General features: G+C 70.5%; 28 protein-coding genes, 1 tRNA gene and 1 pseudogene. 7 read left to right on the plus strand and 23 right to left on the minus strand.

Annotated elements, in window-relative coordinates; all coding sequences use genetic code 11:
• Positions 1–77 precede the first annotated feature (77 nt).
• Positions 78–734 (plus strand): ferredoxin Fer, encoded by a 657-nt coding sequence (gene fer, locus ABNG04_RS03795; protein ID WP_371160171.1) that lies wholly within the window; start codon positions 78–80, stop codon positions 732–734.
• A gap of 36 nt (positions 735–770) precedes the next feature.
• On the opposite strand, the gene ABNG04_RS03800 is transcribed toward fer, so the two are convergent.
• Entirely contained in the window at positions 771–2,972 is a 2,202-nt protein-coding gene (locus ABNG04_RS03800; protein WP_371160173.1) for an OB-fold nucleic acid binding domain-containing protein, read from the minus strand.
• A gap of 87 nt (positions 2,973–3,059) precedes the next feature.
• Positions 3,060–3,668 carry a YIP1 family protein gene (locus ABNG04_RS03805; protein ID WP_371160175.1) on the minus strand — a complete coding sequence of 203 codons (609 nt, stop codon included), beginning with the start codon at positions 3,666–3,668 and terminating at the stop codon, positions 3,060–3,062.
• Positions 3,669–3,822: 154 nt separating this feature from the next.
• On the opposite strand from ABNG04_RS03805, the gene ABNG04_RS03810 reads away from it, so the two are divergent.
• Positions 3,823–4,290, plus strand: a complete 468-nt coding sequence (locus ABNG04_RS03810; RefSeq protein WP_371160177.1) for a type IV pilin domain-containing protein — start codon at positions 3,823–3,825, stop codon at positions 4,288–4,290.
• A gap of 58 nt (positions 4,291–4,348) precedes the next feature.
• On the opposite strand, the gene ABNG04_RS03815 is transcribed toward ABNG04_RS03810, so the two are convergent.
• Together ABNG04_RS03815 and ABNG04_RS03820 are read right to left on the minus strand one after the other, a co-directional pair.
• Positions 4,349–5,482, minus strand: coding sequence for a Gfo/Idh/MocA family protein (locus ABNG04_RS03815; RefSeq protein ID WP_371160179.1), 1,134 nt, complete (start codon positions 5,480–5,482; stop codon positions 4,349–4,351).
• Positions 5,483–5,498: 16 nt separating this feature from the next.
• A complete protein-coding gene (locus ABNG04_RS03820; protein WP_371160181.1) occupies positions 5,499–6,470 on the minus strand; it encodes a sugar phosphate isomerase/epimerase family protein in 972 nt (323 codons plus the stop codon).
• A gap of 167 nt (positions 6,471–6,637) precedes the next feature.
• On the opposite strand from ABNG04_RS03820, the gene ABNG04_RS03825 reads away from it, so the two are divergent.
• Positions 6,638–7,528, plus strand: coding sequence for a PspA/IM30 family protein (locus ABNG04_RS03825; RefSeq protein WP_371160183.1), 891 nt, complete (start codon positions 6,638–6,640; stop codon positions 7,526–7,528).
• 76 nt (positions 7,529–7,604) lie between these two features.
• Here ABNG04_RS03825 and ABNG04_RS03830 read toward each other — a convergent pair whose 3' ends face one another.
• The 3 genes from ABNG04_RS03830 to ABNG04_RS03840 form a co-directional block, all read right to left on the minus strand.
• Entirely contained in the window at positions 7,605–8,651 is a 1,047-nt protein-coding gene (locus ABNG04_RS03830; RefSeq protein ID WP_371160184.1) for a dipeptide epimerase, read from the minus strand.
• Positions 8,648–9,754: an N-acetyltransferase DgcN family protein gene (locus tag ABNG04_RS03835; protein WP_371160186.1), complete on the minus strand. Its 1,107-nt coding sequence runs from the start codon at positions 9,752–9,754 to the stop codon at positions 8,648–8,650. The genes ABNG04_RS03830 and ABNG04_RS03835 overlap by 4 nt, the downstream gene beginning before the upstream one ends.
• Positions 9,755–10,221: 467 nt before the next feature.
• Positions 10,222–10,539 (minus strand): DUF5785 family protein, encoded by a 318-nt coding sequence (locus ABNG04_RS03840; protein ID WP_371160188.1) that lies wholly within the window; start codon positions 10,537–10,539, stop codon positions 10,222–10,224.
• 252 nt (positions 10,540–10,791) lie between these two features.
• Here ABNG04_RS03840 and ABNG04_RS03845 point away from each other — a divergent pair, with 252 nt between their 5' ends.
• Together ABNG04_RS03845 and ABNG04_RS03850 are read left to right on the plus strand one after the other, a co-directional pair.
• Complete coding sequence (locus ABNG04_RS03845; protein WP_371160190.1) at positions 10,792–13,254, plus strand: methyl-accepting chemotaxis protein; 2,463 nt, start codon at positions 10,792–10,794, stop codon at positions 13,252–13,254.
• 61 nt (positions 13,255–13,315) lie between these two features.
• Complete coding sequence (locus ABNG04_RS03850) at positions 13,316–13,783, plus strand: hypothetical protein (protein WP_371160191.1); 468 nt, start codon at positions 13,316–13,318, stop codon at positions 13,781–13,783.
• Between the two features lie 34 nt (positions 13,784–13,817).
• Here the strand turns inward: ABNG04_RS03850 and yqeC are convergent, their stop codons facing one another.
• The 6 genes from yqeC to ABNG04_RS03880 form a co-directional block, all read right to left on the minus strand.
• Positions 13,818–14,549 (minus strand): selenium cofactor biosynthesis protein YqeC, encoded by a 732-nt coding sequence (gene yqeC, locus ABNG04_RS03855; protein WP_371160193.1) that lies wholly within the window; start codon positions 14,547–14,549, stop codon positions 13,818–13,820.
• Positions 14,550–14,613: 64 nt separating this feature from the next.
• Positions 14,614–14,907, minus strand: coding sequence for a DUF7976 family protein (locus ABNG04_RS03860; protein WP_371160195.1), 294 nt, complete (start codon positions 14,905–14,907; stop codon positions 14,614–14,616).
• Positions 14,904–15,947, minus strand: a complete 1,044-nt coding sequence (locus tag ABNG04_RS03865) for an Mrp/NBP35 family ATP-binding protein (RefSeq protein WP_371160197.1) — start codon at positions 15,945–15,947, stop codon at positions 14,904–14,906. The genes ABNG04_RS03860 and ABNG04_RS03865 overlap by 4 nt, the downstream gene beginning before the upstream one ends.
• Before the next feature lie 92 nt (positions 15,948–16,039).
• The gene (locus tag ABNG04_RS03870; RefSeq protein WP_371160199.1) at positions 16,040–16,822 is read right to left on the minus strand and encodes an isopentenyl phosphate kinase; all 783 of its coding nucleotides are present in this window, start codon (positions 16,820–16,822) and stop codon (positions 16,040–16,042) included.
• A complete protein-coding gene (gene mvk, locus ABNG04_RS03875; protein WP_371160201.1) occupies positions 16,819–17,835 on the minus strand; it encodes a mevalonate kinase in 1,017 nt (338 codons plus the stop codon). Before mvk ends, ABNG04_RS03870 begins: the two co-directional genes overlap by 4 nt.
• 54 nt (positions 17,836–17,889) lie before the next feature.
• The gene (locus tag ABNG04_RS03880; RefSeq protein WP_371160203.1) at positions 17,890–18,576 is read right to left on the minus strand and encodes a hypothetical protein; all 687 of its coding nucleotides are present in this window, start codon (positions 18,574–18,576) and stop codon (positions 17,890–17,892) included.
• A gap of 313 nt (positions 18,577–18,889) precedes the next feature.
• On the opposite strand from ABNG04_RS03880, the pseudogene ABNG04_RS03885 reads away from it, so the two are divergent.
• Both ABNG04_RS03885 and ABNG04_RS03890 read left to right on the plus strand, forming a co-directional pair.
• Positions 18,890–19,468 (plus strand): annotated as a pseudogene (locus tag ABNG04_RS03885) (mechanosensitive ion channel domain-containing protein).
• A gap of 64 nt (positions 19,469–19,532) precedes the next feature.
• The gene (locus ABNG04_RS03890; RefSeq protein ID WP_371160205.1) at positions 19,533–19,898 is read left to right on the plus strand and encodes a DUF4870 domain-containing protein; all 366 of its coding nucleotides are present in this window, start codon (positions 19,533–19,535) and stop codon (positions 19,896–19,898) included.
• A gap of 109 nt (positions 19,899–20,007) precedes the next feature.
• Here ABNG04_RS03890 and rpsB read toward each other — a convergent pair whose 3' ends face one another.
• From rpsB to ABNG04_RS03940, 10 genes are all read right to left on the minus strand, one after another.
• Positions 20,008–20,817: a 30S ribosomal protein S2 gene (gene rpsB, locus ABNG04_RS03895; protein ID WP_371160207.1), complete on the minus strand. Its 810-nt coding sequence runs from the start codon at positions 20,815–20,817 to the stop codon at positions 20,008–20,010.
• A gap of 16 nt (positions 20,818–20,833) precedes the next feature.
• Positions 20,834–22,036, minus strand: coding sequence for a phosphopyruvate hydratase (gene eno / locus ABNG04_RS03900; protein WP_297885576.1), 1,203 nt, complete (start codon positions 22,034–22,036; stop codon positions 20,834–20,836).
• Positions 22,036–22,215, minus strand: a complete 180-nt coding sequence (locus ABNG04_RS03905) for a DNA-directed RNA polymerase subunit K (RefSeq protein WP_049930742.1) — start codon at positions 22,213–22,215, stop codon at positions 22,036–22,038. The genes eno and ABNG04_RS03905 overlap by 1 nt, the downstream gene beginning before the upstream one ends.
• 2 nt (positions 22,216–22,217) lie before the next feature.
• Positions 22,218–22,412 (minus strand): DNA-directed RNA polymerase subunit N, encoded by a 195-nt coding sequence (locus ABNG04_RS03910; protein ID WP_006628058.1) that lies wholly within the window; start codon positions 22,410–22,412, stop codon positions 22,218–22,220.
• Positions 22,413–22,424: 12 nt separating this feature from the next.
• On the minus strand, positions 22,425–22,823 hold the full coding sequence (locus ABNG04_RS03915; protein ID WP_004595258.1) for a 30S ribosomal protein S9: 399 nt from the start codon (positions 22,821–22,823) through the stop codon (positions 22,425–22,427).
• Positions 22,817–23,266 carry a 50S ribosomal protein L13 gene (locus ABNG04_RS03920; protein ID WP_371160210.1) on the minus strand — a complete coding sequence of 150 codons (450 nt, stop codon included), beginning with the start codon at positions 23,264–23,266 and terminating at the stop codon, positions 22,817–22,819. Before ABNG04_RS03920 ends, ABNG04_RS03915 begins: the two co-directional genes overlap by 7 nt.
• Positions 23,263–23,616 (minus strand): 50S ribosomal protein L18e, encoded by a 354-nt coding sequence (locus tag ABNG04_RS03925; protein ID WP_371160212.1) that lies wholly within the window; start codon positions 23,614–23,616, stop codon positions 23,263–23,265. Before ABNG04_RS03925 ends, ABNG04_RS03920 begins: the two co-directional genes overlap by 4 nt.
• A 39-nt stretch (positions 23,617–23,655) precedes the next feature.
• Positions 23,656–23,740: transfer RNA gene (locus tag ABNG04_RS03930), tRNA-Leu, on the minus strand.
• A gap of 149 nt (positions 23,741–23,889) precedes the next feature.
• Positions 23,890–24,642 carry a DNA-directed RNA polymerase subunit D gene (locus ABNG04_RS03935; RefSeq protein WP_371160214.1) on the minus strand — a complete coding sequence of 251 codons (753 nt, stop codon included), beginning with the start codon at positions 24,640–24,642 and terminating at the stop codon, positions 23,890–23,892.
• Between the two features lies 1 nt (position 24,643).
• Positions 24,644–25,033, minus strand: a complete 390-nt coding sequence (locus tag ABNG04_RS03940) for a 30S ribosomal protein S11 (protein ID WP_004046448.1) — start codon at positions 25,031–25,033, stop codon at positions 24,644–24,646.
• Positions 25,034–25,036 lie beyond the last annotated feature (3 nt).

Raw genomic sequence — 25,036 nt, forward strand, 5'->3', positions numbered from 1 at the left:
TCCACCGAGCCGCGCCGCTCCGCCTGCCGACTTCTGGGCAGTTTATGTGCGTCACGCGCGTACGGAGTGGTGTCTGAATGGTCTCCCCGTTCGAGGTGTTGGACGTCGACGAGGACGCCGACGACGAGGCGGTCGAACGGGCCTACCGCGAGCGCGTGAAGCGCGCGCACCCGGACCAGGGGGGGTCGACCGAGGAGTTCCAGCTCGTCCGCCGCGCCTACCGGGAGCTGTCGGAGCGCGACGGGAACGGCGAGGGCAGCGACGACGGGGTCGACCCGGCGGGCGTCGACCTCACCGAAGATGACGCCGCCCGCGAGCCGCGATCGACCCGCGTCGAGTTCCTCGACTACGAGGCCGTCGTGGACTACGGCTGGTCGCTCGACGACGACGAGCTGTTCCGGAAGGCCGCCCACGCCGACCTCGGCCCCGACGCCCACGGCCGGCTGCTCGTCCACCCCGGTGAGAGCCTGCTGGAGGCGGCCGAGCGCAGCGGCTTCGCGTGGCCCTTCTCGTGTCGCGGCGGCGCCTGCGCGAACTGCGCCGTCTACCTCGCCGAGGGCGACCTCTCGCAGCCGACGGACCACATCATGCCCGACGACCTCGCCGAGCGGGGGTTCCGGCTCTCCTGTAACGGCTACCCGCTGACCGACGAGCTGTCGGTCGTGTTCAACGTGAAACAGCGGCCGGAGCTCGACGACCTCATCCTCCCGCCGGGACCGTTCACGCGCCGCTGACCGGGTTGCGGCCGAGAAAACGGACCGGGAAGCGCCTCAGAACGACTCGGCGACGGCGGCGACGACGGCGTCCTCGACGGCGTCGCGCTCGCCGGAGAGGAACTCGATCTTCCCTTCGCGGACGCCGGCGGTGGCGACGTCCGCCGCCGGCGCGAGCTCGGCCGCGCGGGCGGCCACGTCGCGGACGGAGACGTCAGCGGTCGTGCGGACGTACAGCTCGTCGGTGCCGACGCCGACCGTCGCGAACGGCTCGCCGTCGGCGCGGCGGCGGTGGAGGTCGTCTAAGAGGAGCGGCGTCGGCGGGAAATCGTACCGGTGGGTGTAGCCGTCGGTGTCCAGCAGCGCGAACTCGACGCCGTCGACCGCCTCGGTCACAACGTTCGCGTCCGCCGTCTCGACCTCGGTCTCCAGCTTCTCGCGGAACTGCTCGGAGACGTGCGCCGCGAGGTCGCCGCCGTCCGAGAACAGGAGGTCGGCGATCAGCTCGCGCTTGTCCTGGTACGACTGGTAGTACGCCTCCAGCGCGACCGCCTCGCGGAGCTCGGCGACGCGCTCGGCGTCGTAGCCCGCGTCGCGCGCGAGGTCGACGTACCGCTCGGGGGCGTCCGCCCAGTAGCTCACCGCCGGGAGGTGGCGCAGGTCGGCGCGGACCTCGTCGTTGATCGCGGACGCCAGCGAGGTGACGAGCGCGCCCGTCGAGAGCGTCTCGTCGCCGTCGACGTCGGCCAGCTCCGGCGAGACCAGCGTGTCCACCGCGTCCCGTGTCTCGGGGTCGGCGACCGCGGCGTCGACGACGACCGCGTCGACCCCGTACACCGACAGCAGGTCGATACCGTCGGCGGACTCCGTCGTCGAGCCGGCCCCGACGAGGAGGAACAGCGGGAGCTTCTCGTCGTGGCGGTCGCGGTCCTGGAGCATCCGCGTCGCGTCGTTGGTGGCCGCGTCCATCCCGTACACCGGCTCGTCGAGCGGGCGGCGGGTGAAGTAGTGGTACTCCGCGTCGCTCTTCGCGTGCTCGTCGCGAATCAGCGGGAGGACGGCGCGCTCGACCGCGGCGCCCGCGACGTAGCCGTCGGCGGTCGCCGGGTGGCGCACGACGATCGGGCGGGACTCGAGGACCGCGCGGCGGACCGCCTCGGCGGCGTCGAGCAGCCCGTCAGCGAGCTCGGCGACCGTCTCGTCGCCGGCCAGCGGCTGGAGCCCCTCGGGGCGCGCCTCGTCGGTGAGCGCCTCTGCGAGGCGGCGGCGGACCGTCTCGGCGTCCTCGCCCTCGAGGAGGACGAGCGCGTCGGACTCGACCTGGATGTCGCCGCGGTGGCTCTCGACCTCGCCGTCGACCCGCACCGCGTCGCCGACCTCGACATCCGGGTACGCCCGGACGCCCGGCTCGACGAACGCGGCCACGTCGACCGCGCCCGTCTCGTCGCTGACCTCGAACACGGTCGGGCCGCCGGTCTGGCGGACGCCGACGACCTCGCCTTCGATCCGGACCGCGTCGCCGACCGCGTCGCCGAGCGTTGTGATCGACACGCGTTCGGGCTCCGGCTCGTCCGCGTCAGACTCGTCCGCGTCGACCTCGTCGAACTCCTCTTCGTCCGCGGTCGTCGCTTCGTCCGCGGTCGCGTCCGATTCGTGAGCGTTCGTCGTCTTGGATTCGACCGGCTCCTCGTCGCCGTCGTCCGTCTCGCCGGCGCCGTCGTCAAGTTCTTCGGCCTCGTCCACCTCCGTAGCGTCGTCGGTCTCGTCGACCGGCGCGTCGGGTTCTGCGTCGGTTTCCGGCGCGTCCGCGTCGGCGGACTCCGGGCCGTCGCCATCGTCGTCTGCTGCGGCCGCATCGTCGTCGCCGTCAAGCTCCTCGTCGGGAAGGTGTTCGCCGGACGACTCCTGGATCAGGACGCCGCGGAACTCGCGGTCGGCCTGCCGGATCGACCAGCCGAGGTCGACGTTGCCGTTGTCGCGGACGCCCTTCACCTGGACGAACACGTCGTCGCCCGGCTCCCAATCGAGGCTGTCGAGGCGACGGTCGAGCTCGGAGCGGTGGAGCAGTCCGGTGACGCCCGGCGCGAGGTCGACGAACACGCCGAACTCGGCGTACCCGTCGACGACGCCGCGGTAGAAACGGCTCGGAACCAGATCGTCGGGAGCGTCGCCACGGAAGTCGAACACGACGTCTTCTTGATGCGAGTCGCAGACCCGACCGCCCCCGACGTCGGTGCCACAAATGATACAGGATCCCATTTGAATACACCGAGAGTCTCGGGCCTAAAACGGTTGTCGAAACCCCGCTGGCCGCTCGACGAGCGCGAGGCGAGCGCCGGCCTCACGTCACGCGCCGAGCAGCGTCCGCGCCGCGGCCACGACGCGGTAGCCGACGCCGTAGCCGAGCGCCGCCGGCGGGAGGGCGGCCGCGATCGTCCGGATCGGGGAGAGGCCGTGGACCGCGCGGAACCCGACGAACAGCAGCACCGCGGCGTACGCGCCGCAGACGAGCCTGAGCTCGGGTATCACCGGTCCGGCCAGCGCCATCGGCGAGCTCGCGTACGCGACGACCTGGACCGTCTCGCTCACCCCGCCGCGCTCGCGGAACCCGAGCCCGTCCGCGAACTCGACGCTCGCCACCACGACCCCGACGGTCGCGATCGCGGCCGTCAGGTGGAGGCCGACCGGCGCCGCGAGCGCCATCACGACGAGCAGGGTGACGAGCCCCGAGAGCGCCGGCGAAGAGGGAACGACGCCCGGCACCGCTCCGGGGTCGGAGACGATCCACCCGAGCGTGAACGCGGCGGCGACGGCGACCGCGAACGTCAGCGCCGGCGCTTGGTCGCCGGGCGTGATCCCGTTCACGAACGCGCGCCGCGGCCGAACGAGCACCTCGACCCAGGTCCGCGCGACCCCGCGCAGTCCGCGGGGGCGACCGCCCGACGAATCGCTCATCCCAGACACGGTCGGAATTCGGTCGCGCGGAATAACCCGCTTCCGGTTCGGCCCGGGCGCGGTCCCGGGTCGGCAGGCACGACGCGACCAATCTTATCAGCGCTGATACGTGGTCCGGAAACGCTTATACCGGTCCAGTCTGAGTGTCGCTTGAATGGTTGCGTTCCGAGACGACGAGCGCGGGTTCACCCCGCTGGCGGGGACGGGGCTGCTCGTCGGGGTTGTCGTGCTGCTGCTCGCCATCGTCGGCGCGGCGGTGTTCGGTCTCATCGACGGCGTGGCCCCGCCGGACGCCGAGTTCGAGGGCCAGCAGGAGAACGGCACCATCGTCGTCGTCGCGCTCGGCCCCGAGCCGGTCCCGGCCGAGGAGCTGTACGTCCGCGGCGAGGACCCCGACGGGAACGTCCAGTTCGGCGCGTGGCCCGGCGACGGCGTCGTCAGGCCGGGTGACAAAGTTCCCGTCCCGAACGCGACGGGCAACGAGAACTTCGACATCGTCTGGGAGCCGGTCGCGTTCGACAATCAAGAGACGCTGGGGAGCTACGACGGCGAGGACTCCGCGATCGACGAGTGGAGCGAGGAGAACGGCGGGAGCACGCCCGGCGGCGCGGTCGGCGTCTGAATCCGGGACGACGGCGCGGCGCAGGTCGTGGTCCCCCGGTTTCGCCGCCGCCAAGCGCTCATTCGACCGCGACCCACTCGCCCCGCTCGGCGGCGCGCTCGACCGCCGCGAGGACCCGTTGGACCGCGTACCCGGCTTCGAACGACGGTTCGAACGCGTCGCCGTCGGCGACCGCCGAGAGGAACTCGTAGTTCTCGTGGACGAACGTGTGCTCCCACCCGATCAAGTGGCCGGGGGGCCACCAGCGGTCGATGTACGGGTCCGACTCCTCGGTGACGAGCACCGTCTCGTAGCCGCGGTTCCCCGCGCGTAGCACTTCCAGTTCGTTGAGCCGCTCTAAGGAGAATTTCAAGCTCCCCTCGGTCCCGTGGACCGCGATCGCGTGGTCGTTCTTGTGCCCCGCGGCGACTCGACTCGCCTCGAAGGTCCCGGTCGCACCCGACTCGTACTCGACCTGCGCGCTGTACGCGTCGTCGACGGTGACGTCCCGATGCTCCACGACCGCCCCCTCCTCGTCGTAGACAGGCCGCTCGTCGACGAACGTCGTCAGCTGGCCCGAGACGCGGTCGACCCCGCCGACCCGGTCCCCGACGAGAAACCTCGCGAGGTCGATCGTGTGCGCGCCGAGGTCGCCGAGCGCGCCGGACCCGGCCATCTCGGCGTCCATCCGCCACGCCCACGGCGCTTCGGGGTCGACGAGCCAGTCCTGGAGGTAGCGCCCGCGGACCTGTCGGATCTCGCCCAGCTCGCCGGCCGCGATCAGCTCTCTGGCGTGTCGGATCGCTGGGACGAATCGGTAGTTGAACGCCGTGCCGGCGGTGACGCCCGTCGCGGCAGCCGCGTCGCGCATCGCCGCCGCCTCCTCCAGCGTCGGCGCGAGCGGCTTCTCACAGAGGACGGGGACCCCCGCTTCGAGGGCCGCGATCGACGGCTCCGCGTGGACGTGGTTCGGGCCGAGGTTGTAGAAGACGTCCACCTCGTCGATCGCGGCCTCCCAGTCGGTCGCGGTGTGCGCGAAGCCGAACCGCTCGGCCGCGTCCGCGAGCGCCGCCTCGTCGCGCCCGACGAGCGTGTGCCGCTCGATGTCTGGTGCGTCCGGGAAGAACATCGCGAGCCGCGCCATCGCGTTCGCGTGCGCCTTGCCCATGAATCGATACCCCAACACGCCGATATTCAGTGGTTCTCGTGTCATCGGATCGTTCTCCGCCTCACTCCGTCCAGTACGCGTCGCCCGGTTCCGTCTCGAACACCGCGCGGTCCAACATGTCGACGGCCTTCTCTAACCCCTCTCGCGCCGACGTGAGCGAGTCCTCGTGTTCGATCGACAGCGCCCCCTCGTACCCGACCATCCGGAGCGTCGAGACCACGTCCTTCCAGTGTCCTTCGCCGTGTCCGTAGCCGATCGACCGGAACAGCCACGACCGGTCGGCCTCCTCGGCGTAGCCCGTCGTGTCGAGGACGCCCTTCACGCGGCTCCGGGCCTCGTACACCTTGGTGTCTTTCGCGTGGACGTGGTGGATCGCGTCGCGCTCGCCGAGGAACCGGATCGCCTCCGTCGCGTCGATCCCCTGCCAATAGAGGTGCGAGGGGTCGAAGTTGGCCCCGATCCGGTCGTTGGTCGCCTCGCGGAGCGCGACCAGTCCGGTCGGCTCGTACACCAGCATGTTCGGGTGCATCTCGATCGCCACGTCGACGCCGTGGTGGTCGGCGTGGGCCGCCACATCGCGCCAGTACGGGATCGCGGCCTCGTCCCACTGGTAGTCGAGCGCGTCGGCGTGTTCGGTCGGCCACGGCGCGGTCACCCAGTTCGGCGTCGAGTCGCCGGGCGCGCCCGCCGGGAGCCCGGAGAAGCAAGTGACCGTGTCGACGCCGAGCAGGTCGGCCAGTTCGATCGCCTCGCGCAGCTCGCGGTCGGCGGTCGCGGCCCGGTCTTCATCGGGGTGGAGCGGGTTATTGTGCGTCGCCAGCGCCGAGATCCGGAGCCCGCGGTCGTCGAGCAGCGCGAGCAGCTCCTCCCGCGCCGCCCCGTCGTCGAGGAGCGCTCCGCGGTCGACGTGGTCCTCGCCGGGCCACCCGCCGACGCCGAGCTCGACGGCGTCGACCCCGAGGTCGGCGAGGTACGCGGCCGCGTCGTCGATCGGTTCGCCGCCGAGGGGAACGGTCAGCACGCCGATGTCCATGCGCACGGCTACACCGACGCTCGGAATAAGTGTTCAGGACGGTCGCCGCGGCGCTCGGGTGTCGGAGGCACCCGTCTCTGAGGACCGCCACGCGTTCCCGCCGCGGACGCCGGCGCTGCGCCGCGAACCGCATGAGGTTTTAACGGGTGGAACGCGTATAATGGGACATGGGAATCCTCTCTCGCGCCTCCTACGTCATCCGCTCGAAGGTGAACTCCCTCCTCAACCGGGCGGAGGACCCGACGGAGTCGCTCGATTACTCGTACGAACAGATGCGCGACGAGCTCCAAGACGTCAAACAGGGCATCGCCGACCTGACGACTCAAAAGAAGCGCTTGGAGATCCAGCAGCGTAAGCTCGAAGAGAACGTCGAGAAGCACAACCGCCAGGCCCGCGAGGCGGTCCAGCAGGACCGCGACGATCTCGCGCGGAAGGCGCTCGAGAAGAAGAAGTCGAAGATGGCCCAGATCGAGGAGCTGGAGGGCCAGATCGCCGAGCTGAACGACACCCAAGAGCAGCTGGTCGAGAAGAAGAACAAGCTCCAGAACCGCATCGAGGAGTTCCGCACGAAGAAGGAGACGATGAAGGCCCGCTACGAGGCGGCCGAGGCGTCCTCCCGCGTCTCGGAAGCGATGACGGGCGTCGGCGACGAGATGGAGGACGTGAGCCGCTCCATCGAACGCGCCGAGGAGCGCACCGAGGAGATGGAGGCGCGCTCCGAGGCGATGGACGAGCTGGAGGACTCCGGCGCGTTCGAGGACGCGCTCTCCGACAAGGACAGCATCGACCGCGAGCTGGAGAGCCTCTCGACGAACAGCGAGGTCGACGCCGAGCTGGAGACGCTGAAAGGCGAGCTCGGGAAGGGCGAGTCGTCGAACGGCGACACCGCCGTCAGCGACGAGGACGTCGACGCCGAGCTCTCGGACATCGAGGCGGAGATCGACTCTGACGACTTAGAGAGCGACCTCGACGGCGGCGATTCGGACGCCAACCTCGACGAGGAGCTCGACGTCGAAGTGGAGGAGTCCGACTCGACGGCCGACGAACCACGGAACTGAGACTGCGACCGACCCGCGTTCGGTCCTCGCGATCTCCGCGGTCTCCGCGTTTCCCCCTCCCTCGCTTCTAACCGACTTACTCCGACGCCGGACGCGCGCCGGTCCCCGCGCGGTCCTGCTCGGTGAGCCGTATCTCGCCGTCCGCGAGTTCGACGCCCTCGTACGGGTCCTTGGCGAGCAGCAGCGAGCCGTCGAGGTCGGCGTAGTCCAGCAGAGGCGCGAGCTGCGCCGCCGCCGCGATGGAGGCGTTCGACTCGATCATACAGCCGCACATCACCTCGAGGCCATGCGCTCGCGCGGCGGCGATCACCCGCCGCGCCTCGGAGAGGCTCCCGGCCTTCATCAGCTTCAGGTTCGCGATGTCACAGCGGTCGGCGATCGCGGGCAGGTCCGCCGCGGTCACGCAGGACTCGTCGGCGGCGATCGGCAGTTCGGCGCGCTCGTAGACGTACCGGAGCCCCTCCGGGTCGTCGGCCGAGACGGGCTGCTCGACGAACTCCACGTCGCAGTCGGCGAGCCACGCGCTCTTCGCGACCGCCTCCTTCGGCGTCCACGCCTCGTTCGCGTCGACGCGGAGCCGGGCGTCGGGCGCCGCCTCGCGGACCGCGTCTATCAGCTCCCGGTCGCGGTCGGTGCCGAGCTTGATCTTCAACACGTCGTGGCCCGCCGCGACGGCGTCGGCCGCCTTCTCGCGCACGCGGTCGGTCTCGTCTAAGCCGATCGTGAACGACGTCTTCGGCGCGTCGCTCGGGTCGAGCCCCCACAGGCGGTGGAGAGGGACGCCGAGCCGCTTCGCCGCGAGGTCGTGGACCGCTATCGAGACGGCGCAGCGAGCGGCGGGGTTGCCGTTCACGACCCCCCGCAGTTCCGCCTCGATCTCGTGGACTGCGTGGGGGTCGCCGACGCGCTCGACCGCGTCGAGGAGGTCCGGCAGGACGGCCGCGACCGTGTCGGCCGTCTCGCCGTAGTGAGTCGACGGCGCCGCGCCGCCGACCCCGGTCATCCCCGCGTCGTCCGTCACCCGGACGATCACGTTCTCGGCGGTCGTCTGGGTCCCTCGCGAGATGGTGAACGCGTTCTCAAGTGGCAGCGAGGACCGCTCGAACTCGGCGTCGAGGCTCATTCGGTCGCTCCCTCCCCGTCGACCTCCGATTCGGCGTCCGCGGCGTCGCCCGCGCCCAGTCCGGCGTCGACGGCGGCGTCGACGATGGCTCCCGCGCCGTGTCGCACGGGGTCGGTCGCGGGGACGCCGGTCTCGGCGGCGAACGCGGCGACCGCCTCGGCGGCCGCGTCGTCGTCGGCGATGTCCTTCGTGTTGACCGCGCCCGCGACGACGCTCGTCTCGTGAACCGGCGTCGCCAGGTCCTCGCAGAGGTCGACGTAGTCCGCGAGCGGCGGAAGGGCGAACTCCTCGTAGCCGTGGACGACCTCGCGGCCCGCGGCGTGACAGAGGACGAGCCCGTCCGCCATCGACCCGTGGAGGATGCCGCAGGTGACCGCCGAGTAGGCGGGGTGGACGATGCTCCCCTGGCCCTCGACGACGAGCAGGTCGCGGTCGTCGCCGACCTCGACGAGCATCTCTTCGACAGCCCCGGCGGTGAAGTCCGAGACGACCCGGTCGATCGGGTTCCCCCAGCCGGCGATCATGATCCCGGTCTGGCCCGTGGGGACGAACGCGGCGTCGATCCCCCGGTCGCGGGCGGCCGCGACGATCTCCAGCGAGGCGGTCATCTTCCCGACCGAGCAGTCGGTGCCGACCGTGAGCAGCACGTCGGCGTCGACGTCGCCGGACGCGCCCGTCGCGACCGTGAGGTCGTCGTCCGGCTCGCGCACGTCGACGAGGTCGACGCCGTGTTCGGCGGCGAGCGCGGCCAGCTCGTCATCCTCGTTGAGGAAGTAGTGAAGGCCGCTCACCACGTCGCAGCCCGCCTCGATCGCGGCCTCGACGTCCGACCGCCACGACTCGTCGAAGCCGCCGCCGATTGGGGCGATCCCGATGTAGAGGGCGTCCAGGTCGCCGTCGGCCGCCGCGTGCGCCTCGTCGAACGACGCGACGATCGGCGCGTCCGCGACGTCCGGGACGTGGTCGTTCACGCGGTCGCCGGCGCGGTCGCGGTCGAGGACGGCCTGGACGTCCTGGTCGCCGTAGCGCAGCACGCCGAGCGCGGTCTTCGCGCGGTCGGGGAACTTCTCGTGGGCGAGAACGGCGATCCGCTCGTGGTCCATGGTGGGTCGCTTGCCCCGGGCGTTCTTAAAACGGTCGAGGGTCGGTTGAGCGACGAAAACGAACTGCGGCGGCGCGTGCCGACGAGTGCCCGCAGGGCGCGAGTCGCACGCGCGAGGGAGTCGCGAGCGAAGCGAGCGACGAGGCTGGGGAGGCGTGAGGCTGCGGTGCTGTGCGTTCCCGCGAGCAAAGCGAGCGGGAGCACGGAAGTCGCAGCCCGCGCAGCGAAGCGAGCAGGAACGTCTTCCGGAGGGGTGGGACTCAAAGGGGCAGCCGGGAGGACGAAGCACGGCGTAGCAAGCACCGCAGCGAGCACCGCGAGCGAGGCGCGCAGCAAGCCGCGCGAGTCCTCCCGGCTGGGGCTTTGGAGGTGGTCGCTGTCGCTACGTCGGTACCCATTCGCAATTACACGTCCGAATAGCGAGAAGAACGTCCAGCTCCACCGGTGATTCCGTTTGCGGTCGAGTACTCAGGCGCTGCCGTCGACGAACTGGTCCGCCCCCTCGTAGAACCAGTACCCGTTCTCGCGCATCGCGCGACCCAGCTCCTGATGGAACTCGACGAAGTCGGCGAACTCCTCCTGCTCGACGTGCTCGAAGATCTCCTCGACCGAGACGACCGTCTCGAAGTCGATCCGGATCGGGTGGTCGCCGTACTGCTCGACGTACTCCGCCGCGGTCAGCGGGAAGTCCTCCTCCTCGTCGATCTTCTTCGCGAGCACGGCGTGGCCGTACTGCCGCATGCCCTCGCTCCCCTGCTCGCCGTCGGGGTCGTGTGGCCAGTCCATACCGGTGGATTCGCCGGATCGGGCATAGTGGTTTCGGATGCGGCGGTCGGTCTCCGACCCCCGATCGATGTCTGCCCGCGCCGGTCGATCTCTGACCCCGGTCGCCGCGGTGCCCACTCGTCGCCGGGCGCGCGTCCAGTTCGATCGGGACTGTCTCCAACGAGTGTGACGACCGTCCGAGGTTTCATCTCTAATTCTCTGAACTGATATTTTGCTGCTGGCGTTTATGTGTGGCTGTCGGAACAGCGAGATATGCCAGCCGACGACGGAACACGTCTCCTCCAGCGCCTCTTCGATCGTCTCCGCGGCCGATACGCGTTCAAAATCGCGGCGGCAGTCGTCGTCGTCTCCGCGGTGTTGCTCGGCGCGGGCGCGCTTGCCGTCGACCAAGTCCAGGGCAGCGTCGAGTCGGACGCGCGCGAGGCGATGATGAGCTCCGCCGAGCGCGAGGCCCAGGGGATCGACGGGTTCGTCGAGGACATGAACGGGTACACTCGCCGGGTCTCGTCGTCCTCGGGCGTCCAGTCGTCCAGCGAGGGACGGATACGAGACGAACTTCGGGCTAACGCCGACATGCTCCCCGAGTACGTGGTCGAGGTCCACTACTACGACATGGTGTCGAACGAGGTGACCGTGAGCACGTCGCCGAGCACGGAGGGAACGACGTACACCGAGTCGGAGCGACCGTGGGCGGTCGGGCCGGCGGCGTTCGCCAACGCGAACGATGTCCGATCGTTCGAGCCGTACAAGCAGGACGGCGAGAACCACCTCGGCTTCGTCAGCCCGATCAACAACGTGCCCGGGAAGGCGATCGTCATCACCGTCGATCTCTCCGATCGCGGGGCGCTCCTGACGTCGCCCGTCGACGGCGGGAACATGCAGGTCGTCTCCACGCGGACCGGGAAAGTCGCCCTAGCGTCGAACAGCGACGCGATCTTGAACGACTACTTCCTCATCGAGGAGCTCTCGCACCTGAAGACCGAGGTCACCGAGACGGTCGCGGTCGACGTCACTGACGACGAGCAGACGGTCGTGAACGGGTCGGCTGTCGCCACGGCGACCGCGCCGATCGACACCAAGCCGTGGGCCGTCGTCGTCGCGGCCCCGGAAAGCCAGGTCTACGGGACCGTCGGCGACGTCACGCGGACCGTCCTACTCCTGATCGCCATCTCCGTCGTCGGGCTGCTCGCGGTGGGCGGGTTCGTCGTCCGCGACGTGAACGGCTCCGTCGACGACCTGCGGGGGTACGCCGAGGCGATCGAGGCCGGCGACCTCGACGTAGACATCGAACGCACCCGGACCGACGAGTTCGGCCAGCTCTCGGCGCTGTTCGACCGCATCCGGGAGACGATGCGCGAGCAGATCGCGGCCGTCGAGGAGTCCGCCGAGGAGGCCGCCACGGCCCGCGAGGAGGCGGAGTCGCTGTCGACGCACCTGGAGACGAAGGCGGACGAGTACGAGGCGACCATCGACGCGGTCGCCGACGGCGACCTCACCCGCCGGCTCGACCCCGAGAGCGAGAGCGAGGCGATGACGGCGATCGCCGAGTCGCTCAACGAGACGCTTGAGCAGTTGGAGGCGCTCGTCGTCGGCATCCAGGACGCCGCCGAGACGGTCGGCGAGCGGAGCTCCGAGGTGACCGCCTCCGCGGAGGAGGTGGAGTCGACGAGCGTCGACGTCGCCGACAGCATCGAGGAGATCTCGGTCGGGACCGAGCGCCAGGAGGAGACGCTCGCGACCGCGGTCGCCGAGCTGGACGACCTCTCGGCCACCGTCGAGGAGATCGCCTCCTCGACCGACGAGCTGGCACAGCAGTCGGCCGAGATCGCCGAGACCGGCGCGGCGGGCCGCGACGACGCCGGCGAAGCGATCGAGCGGATGGACCGGATCGACGACGAGGTCGGCCACACCGTCGAGGAAATGCGCGAGCTGCGCGACGAGGTCGAGCGCATCGGCGAGGTGGTCGACCTCATCGACGACATCGCCGAGCAGACGAACATCCTCGCGCTGAACGCCTCCATCGAGGCCGCCCGCGCCGGCGAGGCCGGCTCCGGCTTCGCGGTCGTCGCCCGCGAGGTGAAGGATCTCGCGGAGGAGACCGCGGACGCGACCACCGAAGTCGAGGAGCTGATCGCGGGCGTCGAGGCCTCCACGGAGTCGGTCGCGGAGGGGATGTTTGCGATGGAGGACGACGTTGAGGCGGGGCGGGCGGTGGTCGAGGAGACCGTCGCCACGCTCGAGACGATCGTCGACAGCATCGACGACGCCAACGCGGGCGTCCAGTCCATCAACGAGGCCACCGACCAGCAGGCGGAGTCGACGCAAGAGACCGTCTCGATGATCGACGAGGTCGCGGAGGTGAGCGCCGAGACCGCGAGCGAGGCGCAGAACGTCTCCGCCGCCGCGGAGGAGCAGACCGCGGCGATCGGACAGATCTCGGCGAGCGCGGAGTCGCTGTCGTCGCGCGCCGACGAGCTCCGGACGCTGGCCGACGAGTTCGAGGCCCGCGAGGCGGCGGCCGCGGAGTCCGGGTCCGAGGTCGCAGACGGTGAAGGTCCGGTCGGCGGCGACGCGAATGCGGTCGGTGACGGCGACGGAGGCGAGACGCGCGCCGAGGACGCGGTCGACGAGTTCGAGTTCGGGCCGACCGACGCCGAGGCCTCGGCGGACGGCGGCTCGGAGGGCGAGGGCGAGGCCGCCCCCGGCGACGACTGAGCGGAGTCGAATGGGCGTCGGCCGCAAAAAGCACTTCAGGCCGTTTGCTGTTGTGCCCGACGTGCGCCGCAGAGCCCTCCTCGCGTCCGCGACCGCCGTCTCGACTGCCTCGCTCGCGGGCTGTCCCACGCCGCTGTGGGGCGACGGCCCGACGATGATCGACGGCGCCGAGGTGACGTTCCGTCGGGAGCACACGGGCGAGTTCGGGTCCGACGAGCCGAGTCCGTGGGGCGCCGCCGTACTGCTCCGGGCGCTCGACGCCGACCCGCTGCGGCTCACCGTCAGGGGCCGGCTGCTCGACGGCTCGCGCGACTGCTACCGCGTCGACCTGATCGAGGCCGACCTGACGCCCGACCGCCTACTGTTCCGGCTGACCACCGAGGACGATCCCGACTGGGAGGAGGAGGTGTGCCCGGACATCGCTCAGCCGCATCCTTACGAGATCGCCGTCGCGTTCGTCGAGGCGGCCGTCCCGGAGCGCGTCGTCGTTCGCCACGAGGGCGAGACGATACTGGCGGAGCAGATCTGACGAGGACTTCTCGATCCCGACCCGACCGCCGGTGCTACTCCACGACCTCGACGAGTGGGTCGTCCGCGGTCAGCCGCGTGAGGAGGACGCGCGGGACGTTCGCACGCATGAGGATCTCCCCGGCCACCGCCCGCGCCGCATTGGCGTCCGCCTCGTCGTCGACTTTGTTCACGATCGGGATCGCGGTCGCGCCGCCCGGGACGCCCTTCAGCCCGCCGGCCGGGCTCGCGAGGACGGTCGCCACGTCGGCGGGGCGTATCTCGTCGCCGACCTCGCGGCCGGTGATCGCGGCGACTTCCTCCGGCCGGTGGACCAGCTCCTCGGTGAGCGGTTCGCAGACCACCTGCGCGCTCGCGACCGGCGCGACGACGTCCACGTTCGCCGGGATCTGCGGCTCGTGGTCGGCCGGCGGCTTGAACTCGCGGAGGCGTGCCCCGTCCGCCTTCACCAGCGTCGCGCCGGGCGCGGCGTCGGCGACCTCGGCGACCGTGTCCGCGTCGTACCCGAGGTAGCGGTCAGACCGCTCGCGCTCCGAGACCAGCCCCAGCGGCCAGTCGCCGTCGCCGGCCCCGTCGACCGCAGTCACCAGGTCATCTGTCACGCGCACCGCGGCGACCCGGTCGTCGAAGATCGGTATCCGGACGGTCGCGGTCACCACCGGTCGGTTGAGGCGGTCCGCGAGCGCGAACAGCGTCGACCTCTTCCCGCCCGCACCGACGACGCAGACGGTCGCGTCGCGGGCGTCGAGCGCGGTCGTCAGGTCCATGCCGGGGCATTCAGTCGCCGCCGAGCTCACTCTGGCGGTCGGGAGGGGGGTTGGCGCGGCGGCCTCAGCGACGCAGCCCGCCCTCTGCTTTGATACGCATGATATGCCGGACGTTGAGGTATATCTCTTCCGGCGACGTCTCTTCCTCGGCGTCGTACAGGTCCGAGACCCGGTAGAGGATCGCCGAGAGCTGCTTGCTCTCCGAGCTATCGCCGCGTACGTCCGCCGCCACCTCGCGGAGGAACTCCCGCACCTCCGTGTCGGCCGGGATCTCCGTGCCCGACGCGTCCTCTGGGACCACCGGGTCGACGCCCGCGGCCGCGAGGGGGTCCTCGCGGTCGTCGTCCGCGTCGGTCATCGCCCGCCGCTCACCCCGCGACGACGGACGACGCCGGCGTTGTTCGCGACGTTCTCGACGAGCACTTTGAACGAGTCCGCGGTCTCGCCGTCCTCCAAGACGACCGGCTCGCCGTCGTCGCCGCCGGTCCTGACCGCCGGGTCGAGCGGGATCCCGCCGAGGAACGGGAGGTCGTGGTCCGCGGCGAGCCCCTTCCCGCCGCCGGAGCCGAATATCTCGTGGAACCCGCCGCAGTCCGGACAGCGGAACCCGGCCATGTTCTCCGCGATGCCGAGGACGTTCGTATCGTGTTTGCCGAACATGCGGAGCCCCTTCACCGCGTCGTCGAGCGCCACGTCCTGCGGGGTCGTGACGATCACGGCCCCCGTCAGCGGCAGCGTCTGGAGGATGGTGAGCTGGGTGTCGCCCGTCCCCGGCGGGAGGTCCATCACGAGGTAGTCGAGCTCGCCCCACTCCACGTCCTCGACGAGCTGCGTGATGATCTTGTGGACCATCGGCCCGCGCCAGATGACCGGGTCGTCCTCGCCGGTGAGGAAGTCCATGCTCATCAGCTTCACCCCGAACCGCTCCGGCGGGACGATCGTCTCGCCGTCGGTCTCGGGCCGCTGCTCGGCCGACACCATCCGCGGCACGTTCGGGCCGTACACGTCGGCGTCGAACAGCCCGACCCGGGCGCCGAGCGCCGACAGTCCCGCGGCGAGGTTCACCGCGACGGTCGACTTCCCGACGCCGCCCTTCCCGGAGGCGACCGCGATCACGTTCTGGACGCCCGGGAGAACCTGCTCGTCGGCGGAGAGGTCCTCGGGGATCGACGCCGACAGCTCGACGTCGAGGTCGGCGTCCGCGAGCGCGTCACGCACGTCGTCGGCGATGGCGGACTCGTTCGGCGAGAAGGGGGCGCCGAGCGCGAGCGACACGTGGACCGTCCCGTCCGCCTCGTCGACCGCGACGTCGTTCACCAGTCCGAGCGAGACGATGTCGCCGCCGAGGTCGGGGTCGCGCACGTCCGCGAGGCGCTCCCGCACGTCCGATTCGTTCATGCCCGATGGGAGGGCCGTGGGTCGAATAAGGGTTCTGTACGGGGCCGAACGGCCTTCCCCGACGCGCCCGCGGCGCGCCCGCTGTCGCGCGCTCAGTCGATCCGGGTTCCCGCGCCCTCGCCGCGCAGGAACGGCGACAGCCCGTCGCCCCCGAACACGTACGCCGGCGCGTCGAGCGCGAGCAGCTCCCGCACCTTCGCGGCCATCCCGCCGGAGACGTCGGTGGCGTCGCTCGCGCCGAGCGCGTCCGCGACCGAGGTGAAGTCGTCGACCGCGGGGATCACCTCCCGGTCGCCGTCGAGCACGCCGGGGACCGTCGAGCAGACGCCCACGCGGCGCGCGCCGAGCCCCGCGGCCAGCTCGACGACCAGCTCGTCGCCCGAGACGACCGTCACCCCGTCGCCGGCCGTCACCACGCCGTCGCCGTGGAGGACCGGGACGAACCCCTCGGCCAGCAGCGTCGCCGTCGACCCGAGCGGGAGGTCGAGCCCACCGTCGACGCCCTCGGCCCGCGCCGCGAGCGACAGCGGGTGGACCGGGACCGCGGGCACGCCGCGCTCGCGGAGCCGCTCCAAGACGCGCGTGTTCAGCTGCTTCATCGCCCCGTGGATCGCGGCCACCGCGTCGACATCGCGCGTCCCGGCGGTCGTCGACACCCCGTGTTCGCTGGCGTGGTGATGGCCGAAGCTCCCGCCGCCGTGGACGACGACGAGCCGATCGACCGCGCCCGCTTCGAGCGCGTCGGCCACGGCGTCGCAGGCGTCGGCGAGCGCCGACTCGTCTACCGTCTCAGGGCGGTCCTTCTCCGTGATCAGGCTCCCACCGAGCTTGAGGACGACCGGGGGCGCGGACTCGCTGGCGCCGCCCCCCGTCACGGCTCCACCACCCGGACGCCCTCGGTCGCCAGCTCCGCGCGGAACGCCTCCTCGCAGCCCTGCGTGAACGAGAGCGCGGTCTCGGTCGCGTCGCTCTCGTCCAAGGCGACGATACAGCCGCCGCCGCCCGCGCCGGTGAGCTTCGCGCCGTGGGCCCCCGCGTCCCGCGCGGCCCACACCATCGCGTCGAGCGAGCGGGCGGAGACGCCGAGCGCAGCCAACAGTCCGTGGTTGAAGTCCATCAGCTCGCCCAGCTCCGCGAGCAGCGCCGGCTCCGGGTCGCTCTCGGCGTCGGCTTCGGCGAGCAACGCTTCGCCCGTCCGGACGAGGTCGCCGATGGACTCCACGGTGTCCGCGGCGAACTCGTGTTCCGCCCGCAGTTCGCGGACGCCGGCGACGAGCTCCCCGGTGTCGCCCGCGCCCCCGTCGAAGCCGACGACGAACGGGAGGTTCGGCGCGTCGATCGGCTCGCAGTCGTCGCCCGCGACCCGCACCGCGCCGCCCATCGTCGAGCAGAACGTGTCGGCGCGCGACGCCTGCCCGTCCTGGACCTCGAACTCGGCTCGATACGCCCGCTCGGCCAGCTCGCGGCGGTCGAGGGGCTCGCCGAGCGCGCGGGTCGCGGCGTCGATGCCGGCCACGACCACGGCCGCGGACGAACCGAGCCCCGCGCCGAGCGGGATGTCGCTCTGGACGGTGATGTCGAAGCCGGCGTCGGGCGCGTCGGCGGCCTCGCGCGCCTGCTCGACGGCGGCGTCGACGTAGCCCATCGCGGCCTCGACGAGCGGAGTCGGCACATCGATGTCGGGCCGCTCGCCCCTCCCGCCTGCGTACTCGACGGTGAACCCGTCCAGGGAGAGGTCCTCGGCCTCGACGCGCACGTGGTCGTCGTCGCGCGGCTCGGCGGTCACCGTGGCGCGTCGCTCGATCGCCGCCGGTACGGCCGGCTCGCCGTAGACGACGGCGTGTTCGCCGAAGAGGTACACCTTCCCCGGCGCCTCGCAAACGGTCATACGAGTCCCCTCTCTCCCCGCGCTTACAGGCGTTGCGCTTGGCGCGCCCCGCGCCTACCGGTTCGCCGGCCCCGGCTCGCGGTCGCGTATCGGCTCCCGACGCCGCACCGCCCGCCGCAGCCCGATCTCCGTCACGTCCCCTCCGCGATCCGCGGTCCGCCGCAGCGCGCGGGAAGCCCGCCGGAGTTCGGCCGCGTCCGCGCCCGCCCGGTCGAGCGCGTCGAGCTCGTCGCGAATCCGACGCAGGCCTTCGAGCGCGGCTCGGGCGACGTTGGCGCCCGCGTCGCCGAGGGCGACGCTCACCCCGTCGGCCACCACCTCCCGGACCGCGCGGCCGACGTCGCGGCGCGTCTTTAGGCGCGGCTCCGCCGGCGGGCCATCGAGCGACGCCGCGGCGCGGCCGACTTCCGCCGCCGCCTCGCGGAAGCGGCACAGCTCGCGCATCGCCGTCCACGACTCGAACAGCGCCGGCCGCGTCGTCCCGAGCGCGTCGACCTCCCGCAGGTCCGCCATACCGCGGGAGACCGACCGATCGATCATCGCGGCGAGGCGGTCGACATGCCCGTCGCGGGAGCCAATCGGCGAGGCGTCGGGGGCCGTCGCCAGGGCCTCGACCGCGTCGCAGTGTATCGATCGCACGGTGAACGCCAGCTGTCGGAGGGACTGGCTCACCGAGACCTCTCCCGAGTCCAGCATGATCCGAACCGTCGTCGCCGTCTCCGACTCGGCGGCAACTGACATCCCGACCCGGTCGCGGGCGGTCCGCTCGACGACGCGCCGCTGATCCGAGGTGAGCGGCTCGACGACTTCGAGGCCGCGGTGGCGGCCCGCGCCGACGCGCTCGCCGACGGCCCGGGCTGGGACGACCGGTTCGGCGAGCGGCTCGAGGCGCTCGACGCGGAACTCGACGCGGTCGAGCCGCCCGTGCCGTGGGCGCGCGTGGACGAGAACGGTCTCGGCGGCGCGATTCGAGTCCCCGCCAAACGAGGGCGACGCCGACTAACGCCGCCGGGTCGCCCCTACCTTTTCCACCCCCGACCGTGTGCGGTTCGGCATGACGCAGATCCCGTCGCTCGTCTCCCCGTCGCTCTCGAACTTCGTCCAGGGGCTCGTCGTCGCGGCCCCGCGGCTGCTCTCGGGGCTGATCTTCCTCGCGCTGGCGTACCTGACGGTCAGGGTCGTCCTCTCCGTCGTCCGGCGGTCGATCGAACGACTGTACGTCGGCGACCGCGAGCTGGTCGGCGACCTCATCGTCACGCTCGTCGCCGTCTTCCTCTGGTTCGGCGTCGCGCTCACGTTCCTGAAGGTCGTCGGCATGGACGACATCGCCGCGAGCCTCGGCACCGCCGTCGGGTTCATCGCCCTGGGCGTCTCGTACGCGCTCTCCGAGATGATCGAGGACACGGTGGCGGGCGTCTACCTCCTGCGGGACCCCGACTTCAACGTCGGCTAGCGCGTCGACGCCAAGGGGGTGACCGGCACCGTCGCCGTCATCGAGCTCCGGAAGACGCGGATCGACACTGACGGCGGTGACCGCGTCGTGATGGCGAACCGAGAGATCGAGCCGCGGTGGACGCACGACGTTCCGGCGGCGGACGAGACCGCCGGCGACGAGGCATCGACGGCCGACTGAGCGCGGGCTGCGGTCGTGTCACACTCTCCCAACACTTATCAATCCGCTGCGAAACTCCATCGCTATGGCAACCGAGTCCACCGAGACCGTCGACGCGACCGCCGAGGGCGACACCGTCGAGGGCGACACGACGCTGGCGGCGCTGTCGCACGCGTCGGCCCTCTTCGCCTCCTTCCTCGGGCCGATACTCTTCCTGATTCTCGCCGACGACGGCGACGAGCTCGTCGAACAGAACGCGAAGAACTCGCTGAACTTCCAGATCATCGTCTTCGTCGCGCTCATGATCGCCGGCGCCCTCAGCTTCGTGTTCGTCGGCCTCCTGCTGTTCCCGATCATCGCGGTCGCCGACCTGGTCTTGGTCCTCGTCGGCACGGTGAAGGCCAACGACGGGAAGGTGTACTCGTATCCGTTTACGCCCGACATCGTCTGACGATAACACTTTTCCGGCGGTGCGGCTCCCGACGGCTGCCAGGCGGAAACCAGTAGCTAGCGGGCGTTGACCGAACGAAACGGGAACGTGAACGCAAAAAGCGACCGGCTTAGAGCTCGTCCTCGAAGTCCTCGAGGGCGAACACGGTGTCGGTGCCGCGCCGGTCGAGCGTCTCGTTGGCGAGGAGCCAGTAGACGACCGACAGCGCGCGCCGACCCTTGTTGTTCGTCGGGATGACGAGGTCGACGTTCGACAGCTGGTTGTTGGAGTCGCACATCGCGATCACCGGGATGCCGACGGTGATGGCCTCCTTGACGGCCTGCGCGTCGCCGATCGGGTCGGTGACCACGACGACGTCCGGCTCGATGTAGCCGGCGTAGTCGGGGTTCGTCAGCGTGCCCGGGATGAAGCGCCCGGTGCGGGCGCGGGCGCCGATGGCGTCCGCGAACTTCTCGGCCGGGAACCGACCGTACTGCCGCGAGGACGTGACGAGGATCTGCTCGGGGTTGTAGTTCGCGAGGAAGTCCGCGGCCGTGCGGATCCGCTGGTCAGTGAGGCTCACGTCGAGGACGTAGAGCCCGTCGTCGCGGACGCGGTGGATGAACCGCTCCATGTCCTTCGTCTTCTGCTGGGTCCCGATGTGGACACCAGCGGAGAGGTAGTCCTCGACGGGGATCAGCAGGTCGACGTCGTCGTCCGGCATGACGTCGTCGTCGAACGGGGAGGCGTCCTCCTCCTCGTCGGCGGCCTCGCTCTCGGCGTCGGCGGGTGCTTCGGGCTCGGCGTCGGCGGACGCCCCCTCGGCAGCCGCGTCGGCGGTCGGTTCCTCGGTCGTGTCGGCCTCCTCCTCGACCGCCGCGTCGACCGCCTCGGTCTCCGCGTCGTCGTCGAGTTCGACCGCGTCGTTGTCTTCGCTCATGCGTGGTGTGGGCCCGTCATACCGCGTCGTCCGCGATGCGGACCAGTTCGTTCAGCTTGGCGGTTCGCTCGCCGCCGACCGTGCCAGTCTTGATGTAGCCGGCGTCGGTCGCCACGGCGAGGTGTGCGATGGTGGTGTCCTCGGTCTCGCCCGAACGGTGGGAGATGACCGTCTCGTACCCGTTGCGGGCGGCGAGCTCGACGGCGTCGAACGCGTCCGACAGCGTCCCGATCTGGTTCGGCTTGATGAGGATGCTGTTTGCCGCGCCGGCGTCGATGCCGTCCTGAAGCCGCTCGACGTTGGTGACGAACAGGTCGTCGCCGCAGATCAGCGTCCGGTCGCCGACCCGGTCGGTCAGCTCCGCGAACGCCTCGTAGTCGTTCTCGTCGAGCGGGTCCTCGACGTACGCGAGGTCGTACTCGTCGACGAGGCCGGCGACGTACTCGATCTGCTCGTCGGCCGACTTTGTCTCGTCGCCGTAGACGTACGCCTCGGCGTCGTCGTCGTACAGTTCGGCGGCGGCCATATCGAGGCCGAAGCGGATCTCGAAGCCCACCTCGTCCTCGACCCGGTCGACCGCCTCGTCGACGACCTCGAACGCGTCCGCGTCCGAGATGGGGGGCGCCCACGCGCCCTCGTCGCCCTTCGCCGCGGGGACGCCGCGCTCGTCGAGGACGTCCGCGACCGCCGCATGGACCGCGGCGTTCGCGAAGACGGCCTCCGAGACGCTCGGCGCGCCCACGGGTGCCGCGAGGAACTCCTGGATGTGGGTCGCCTCCTTGGCGTGCTCCCCGCCGCCGACGACGTTGCCGAGCGGGATCGGGAAGTTCTCGCCGCGGAACGCGCCGCCGAGGTGCTGGTACAGCGGCGCGCCGAGCACGTCGGCGGCGGCCTTCGCGGCCGCCATCGAGATGGCGACGGCGCTGTTCGCGCCGATGGCGGAGAAGTCGTCCGTCCCGTCGGCGCCGCGCAAGGCGTTGTCGACCGCGCGCTGGTCGCCGGCGTAGACGCCCTCGAGGCGCGGGACCGCGTGTTCGCGGGCCTTCGCGATGGACTCGCTCGCCGGGAGTTCGATCGCTTCGTACTCGCCGGTCGAGGCCCCGCTGGGCGCCGCCCCGCGGCCGAAGCCGCCGGACTCGGTGAGCACGTCGGCCTCGACCGTCGGGTTTCCGCGCGAGTCGAGCACGCGACGCAGCGAGACGCTGGTAATTCGGGTCATTAGTTGGATTCCCTCCGCACCGTGAACGGGAGCGCGCCCGCGTCGTACTCTTCCGCGGCGACGAGAATCGGCTCCGTCTGGTCCGTGTCGATCAGCACGGGCGCCCCGTAGGACACCTGCAGCGCTCGCGCGCCGAGGATGCGGGCCTTCTCGTATCGATTGTATCGCTGTCCTGACATGGTTACTGGTACGGCGAGACGACGTCTACGAGGTCGCGGTGGCTCACCAGCATGCGCCGGCAGCAGTGCCGGTCGACCCCGAGGTCGTCGAGCACCTCGCCGGGGTCTTCGTCGCCCTCGCGAGCCCGCTCTTTGAACTCTTCCCAGTGTTCACCCACGACGTTGCCGCACGTGAAACACCGGACGGGGATCATCATGACTGGATCACCTCAGCGGTAGGACTTCTGGTAGCGAGCGCGAGCGCCGGGTCCGCCCCACTTCTTGGGTTCGGACTGGCGCACGTCGTTGACCAGCAGGGTGCGGTCGAAGTTCATGTACGCGTCGCGCAGCTCCGCGTCGCCGAGGTGCTGGACGAGGCCGCGGGCGATGGCGGTCCGCGTCGCGTCCGCCTGGCCGCTGAAGCCGCCGCCCTCGACGTCGATGTCGATGTCGACGCCGTCGCGGAGCTCCTCGCCCGCGATGCGGAACGGCTCGAGCATCTTGAGCCGCGCCTGCTCCGGTTCGACCAGCTCGACTGGCTGGGAGTTGATACGCACGCGACCCTCACCCTCGCGCACGGTGGCGCGGGCGACGGCCGTCTTCTTCTTGCCTGAGGTGTTCGTTACCATGTGACGTTGGCTCCCAGAGACTCGGAGATCGCTCCGAGGGTCGTGAATTTGATGTTCGAGAGGCGGTCGAGCGAGGTGCCGTCGAGGACGACGCTCTCGACGTCCTCGTCGCGCTCGTAGGGGTTCTCGACGTACACGCGCACGTTCGAGAACGCCTCACGACCGTCCTCCGACTTGTACGGCAGCATGCCGCGGATGGCACGCTTGAAGATGCGGTCGGGGCGCTTGGGGTAGTACGGACCGCTGTCCGAACCGAGCTCCGCGCGCTTGTGGTACGTCTCCATCGTCGCCTCCTCGTTGCCGGTGATGACGGCGCGCTCGGCGTTGACGACGGCGACGGTCTCCCCGGCGAGGACGCGCTGGGCGACCTCCGAGGAGACGCGACCGAGGATACAGTCGCGGGCGTCGACGACGACGTCCGCGTCGATCTTCGCGAGACTCATCGGATCACCCGCACGTTGCTTCCTTCGGGGTTCTGTTCGATGAACTGTTCAAGCGTTACCGCTTCGCCGGCCTGGTCGATCTTCGTCCGGGCGGTCCCGGAGAAGTCGACGGCGGCGACGGTAACGTTCGTTTCGAGCACACCGCTGCCCAGCACCTTGCCGGGGACGACGACCGTCTCGTCTTCCTGAGCGTACCGCTCGATGCGGCCCAGGTTGACCTCAGCGTGCGTGCGCCGTGGCTTCTCCAGTCGGTCGGCGACGTCCTGCCACACGTTGGCACCGGAGTCACGCGAGACCGACTTCAGATCGGCGATGAGGTTCTGTAGTTTCGGATTCGTCTTGCTACTCATAGCTGTCCCTCCTGAACGGAGAGTTCGTGGAAAACGGAGTGCAGGGAGCAGGATTTGAACCTGCGGACCTCTACAGGACAGCGCCCTGAACGCTGCGCCGTTGGCCTGACTTGGCTATCCCTGCGTACACTCCACCATATTCCGGCTCCCTTCAAACCACTTTCGGTCCCGCCGTCCGCCGCGTCGGCCGCGGGCGCTCCGCCGGTCGGAGCGGCGCCGCGGCTGGCGGCGGGGGCGACGGTCAGGGGGTTGGTTCGAAGGGCCGTCATTTCCTTATACTGCGACTTTCGTCTGTAGTTCGTCCGCGCGCTCCTCGATGGAGCCGATCGCGCGAAGCAGCAGTTCCTCGACGCTGAACGAGCCGTCCGTCTCGATGTGGAAGACGAACGCGCCCGGCACGTCCTCGACCGCGACCTCCTTCCCGGGGAACCGTTCCGAGAGGTCGTTGTCGAACTCGTCGGTGAGCTCGATCTCCCCGTCCGGCGTCTCGATGACGCCGCGGAGGATGTTCGGCTCGTCGTCGTCGAACTCGCCGCGGTCGCCCTCGACCGTGACGCGCTGGAGGTGGCGGTAGCCGACGGAGACGCCGCCCTGGTGTTTGGCGTGCTCCTTACCGGTGTCTAACACCGCCGTGGCCTCGAACTCGAGGCGCTGTCCCTCCTTCAGCTCGATGATCGGGACGTTGTCGTCGGCGACCTCGACGAGCGGGTCGCTGCTCTCGATGTCGCCGGAGTACGCCGTCGCCGGGCCTTCGACGTCGAGCGCGAGGGTGACCTCGTCGCCGATTTCGAAGTCGTCGAGCGGCGTCGTCAGGGGCACGAGCCCCAGTCGGAGTCCGATCATCTCGTCGAACATGACCGAGGAGTTCTCGACGAACTGGACCGTGTCGATCGAGAACGTCGGGACGTCGGCGATCATCGCGCGGCGGATGCCGTTGGCGAACGCCGGCGTGAGCCCGCGGATCAGCACCCGCGCGCTGCGTTCGTCCCGTTCGACGTACTGGACGTCGAATTCGTCTTCGGTCATGTCAGACTCGCTTGTTCTTCGGCGCCTTCGTCCCGTCGTGCGGGATCGGCGTGACGTCCTCGATGCGCCCGATCTCGACGCCCGCACGCGAGAGCGCGCGGATCGTCGCCTGCGCACCGGGGCCGGTGGACTTGTTGAGGTTGCCGCCGGGGCCGCGCACGCGAACGTGCACGCCCTCCAGACCGGCGTCCTTGACGCGCTCGGCGACGACCTCCGCCATCTGCATGGCGGCGTACGGCGACGCCTCGTCGCGGTTCTGCTTCACCACGGTGCCGCCGGACGACTTAGCGATCGTCTCGGCGCCCGTCTCGTCGGTGACCGTAATGAGCGTGTTGTTGAACGACGCGTATACGTGGGCGATGCCCCACTTTCCGTCCTCGGATTCACTCATGAT

This window comes from Halorubrum miltondacostae (assembly GCF_041379815.1).
GTDB lineage: Archaea > Halobacteriota > Halobacteria > Halobacteriales > Haloferacaceae > Halorubrum > Halorubrum miltondacostae.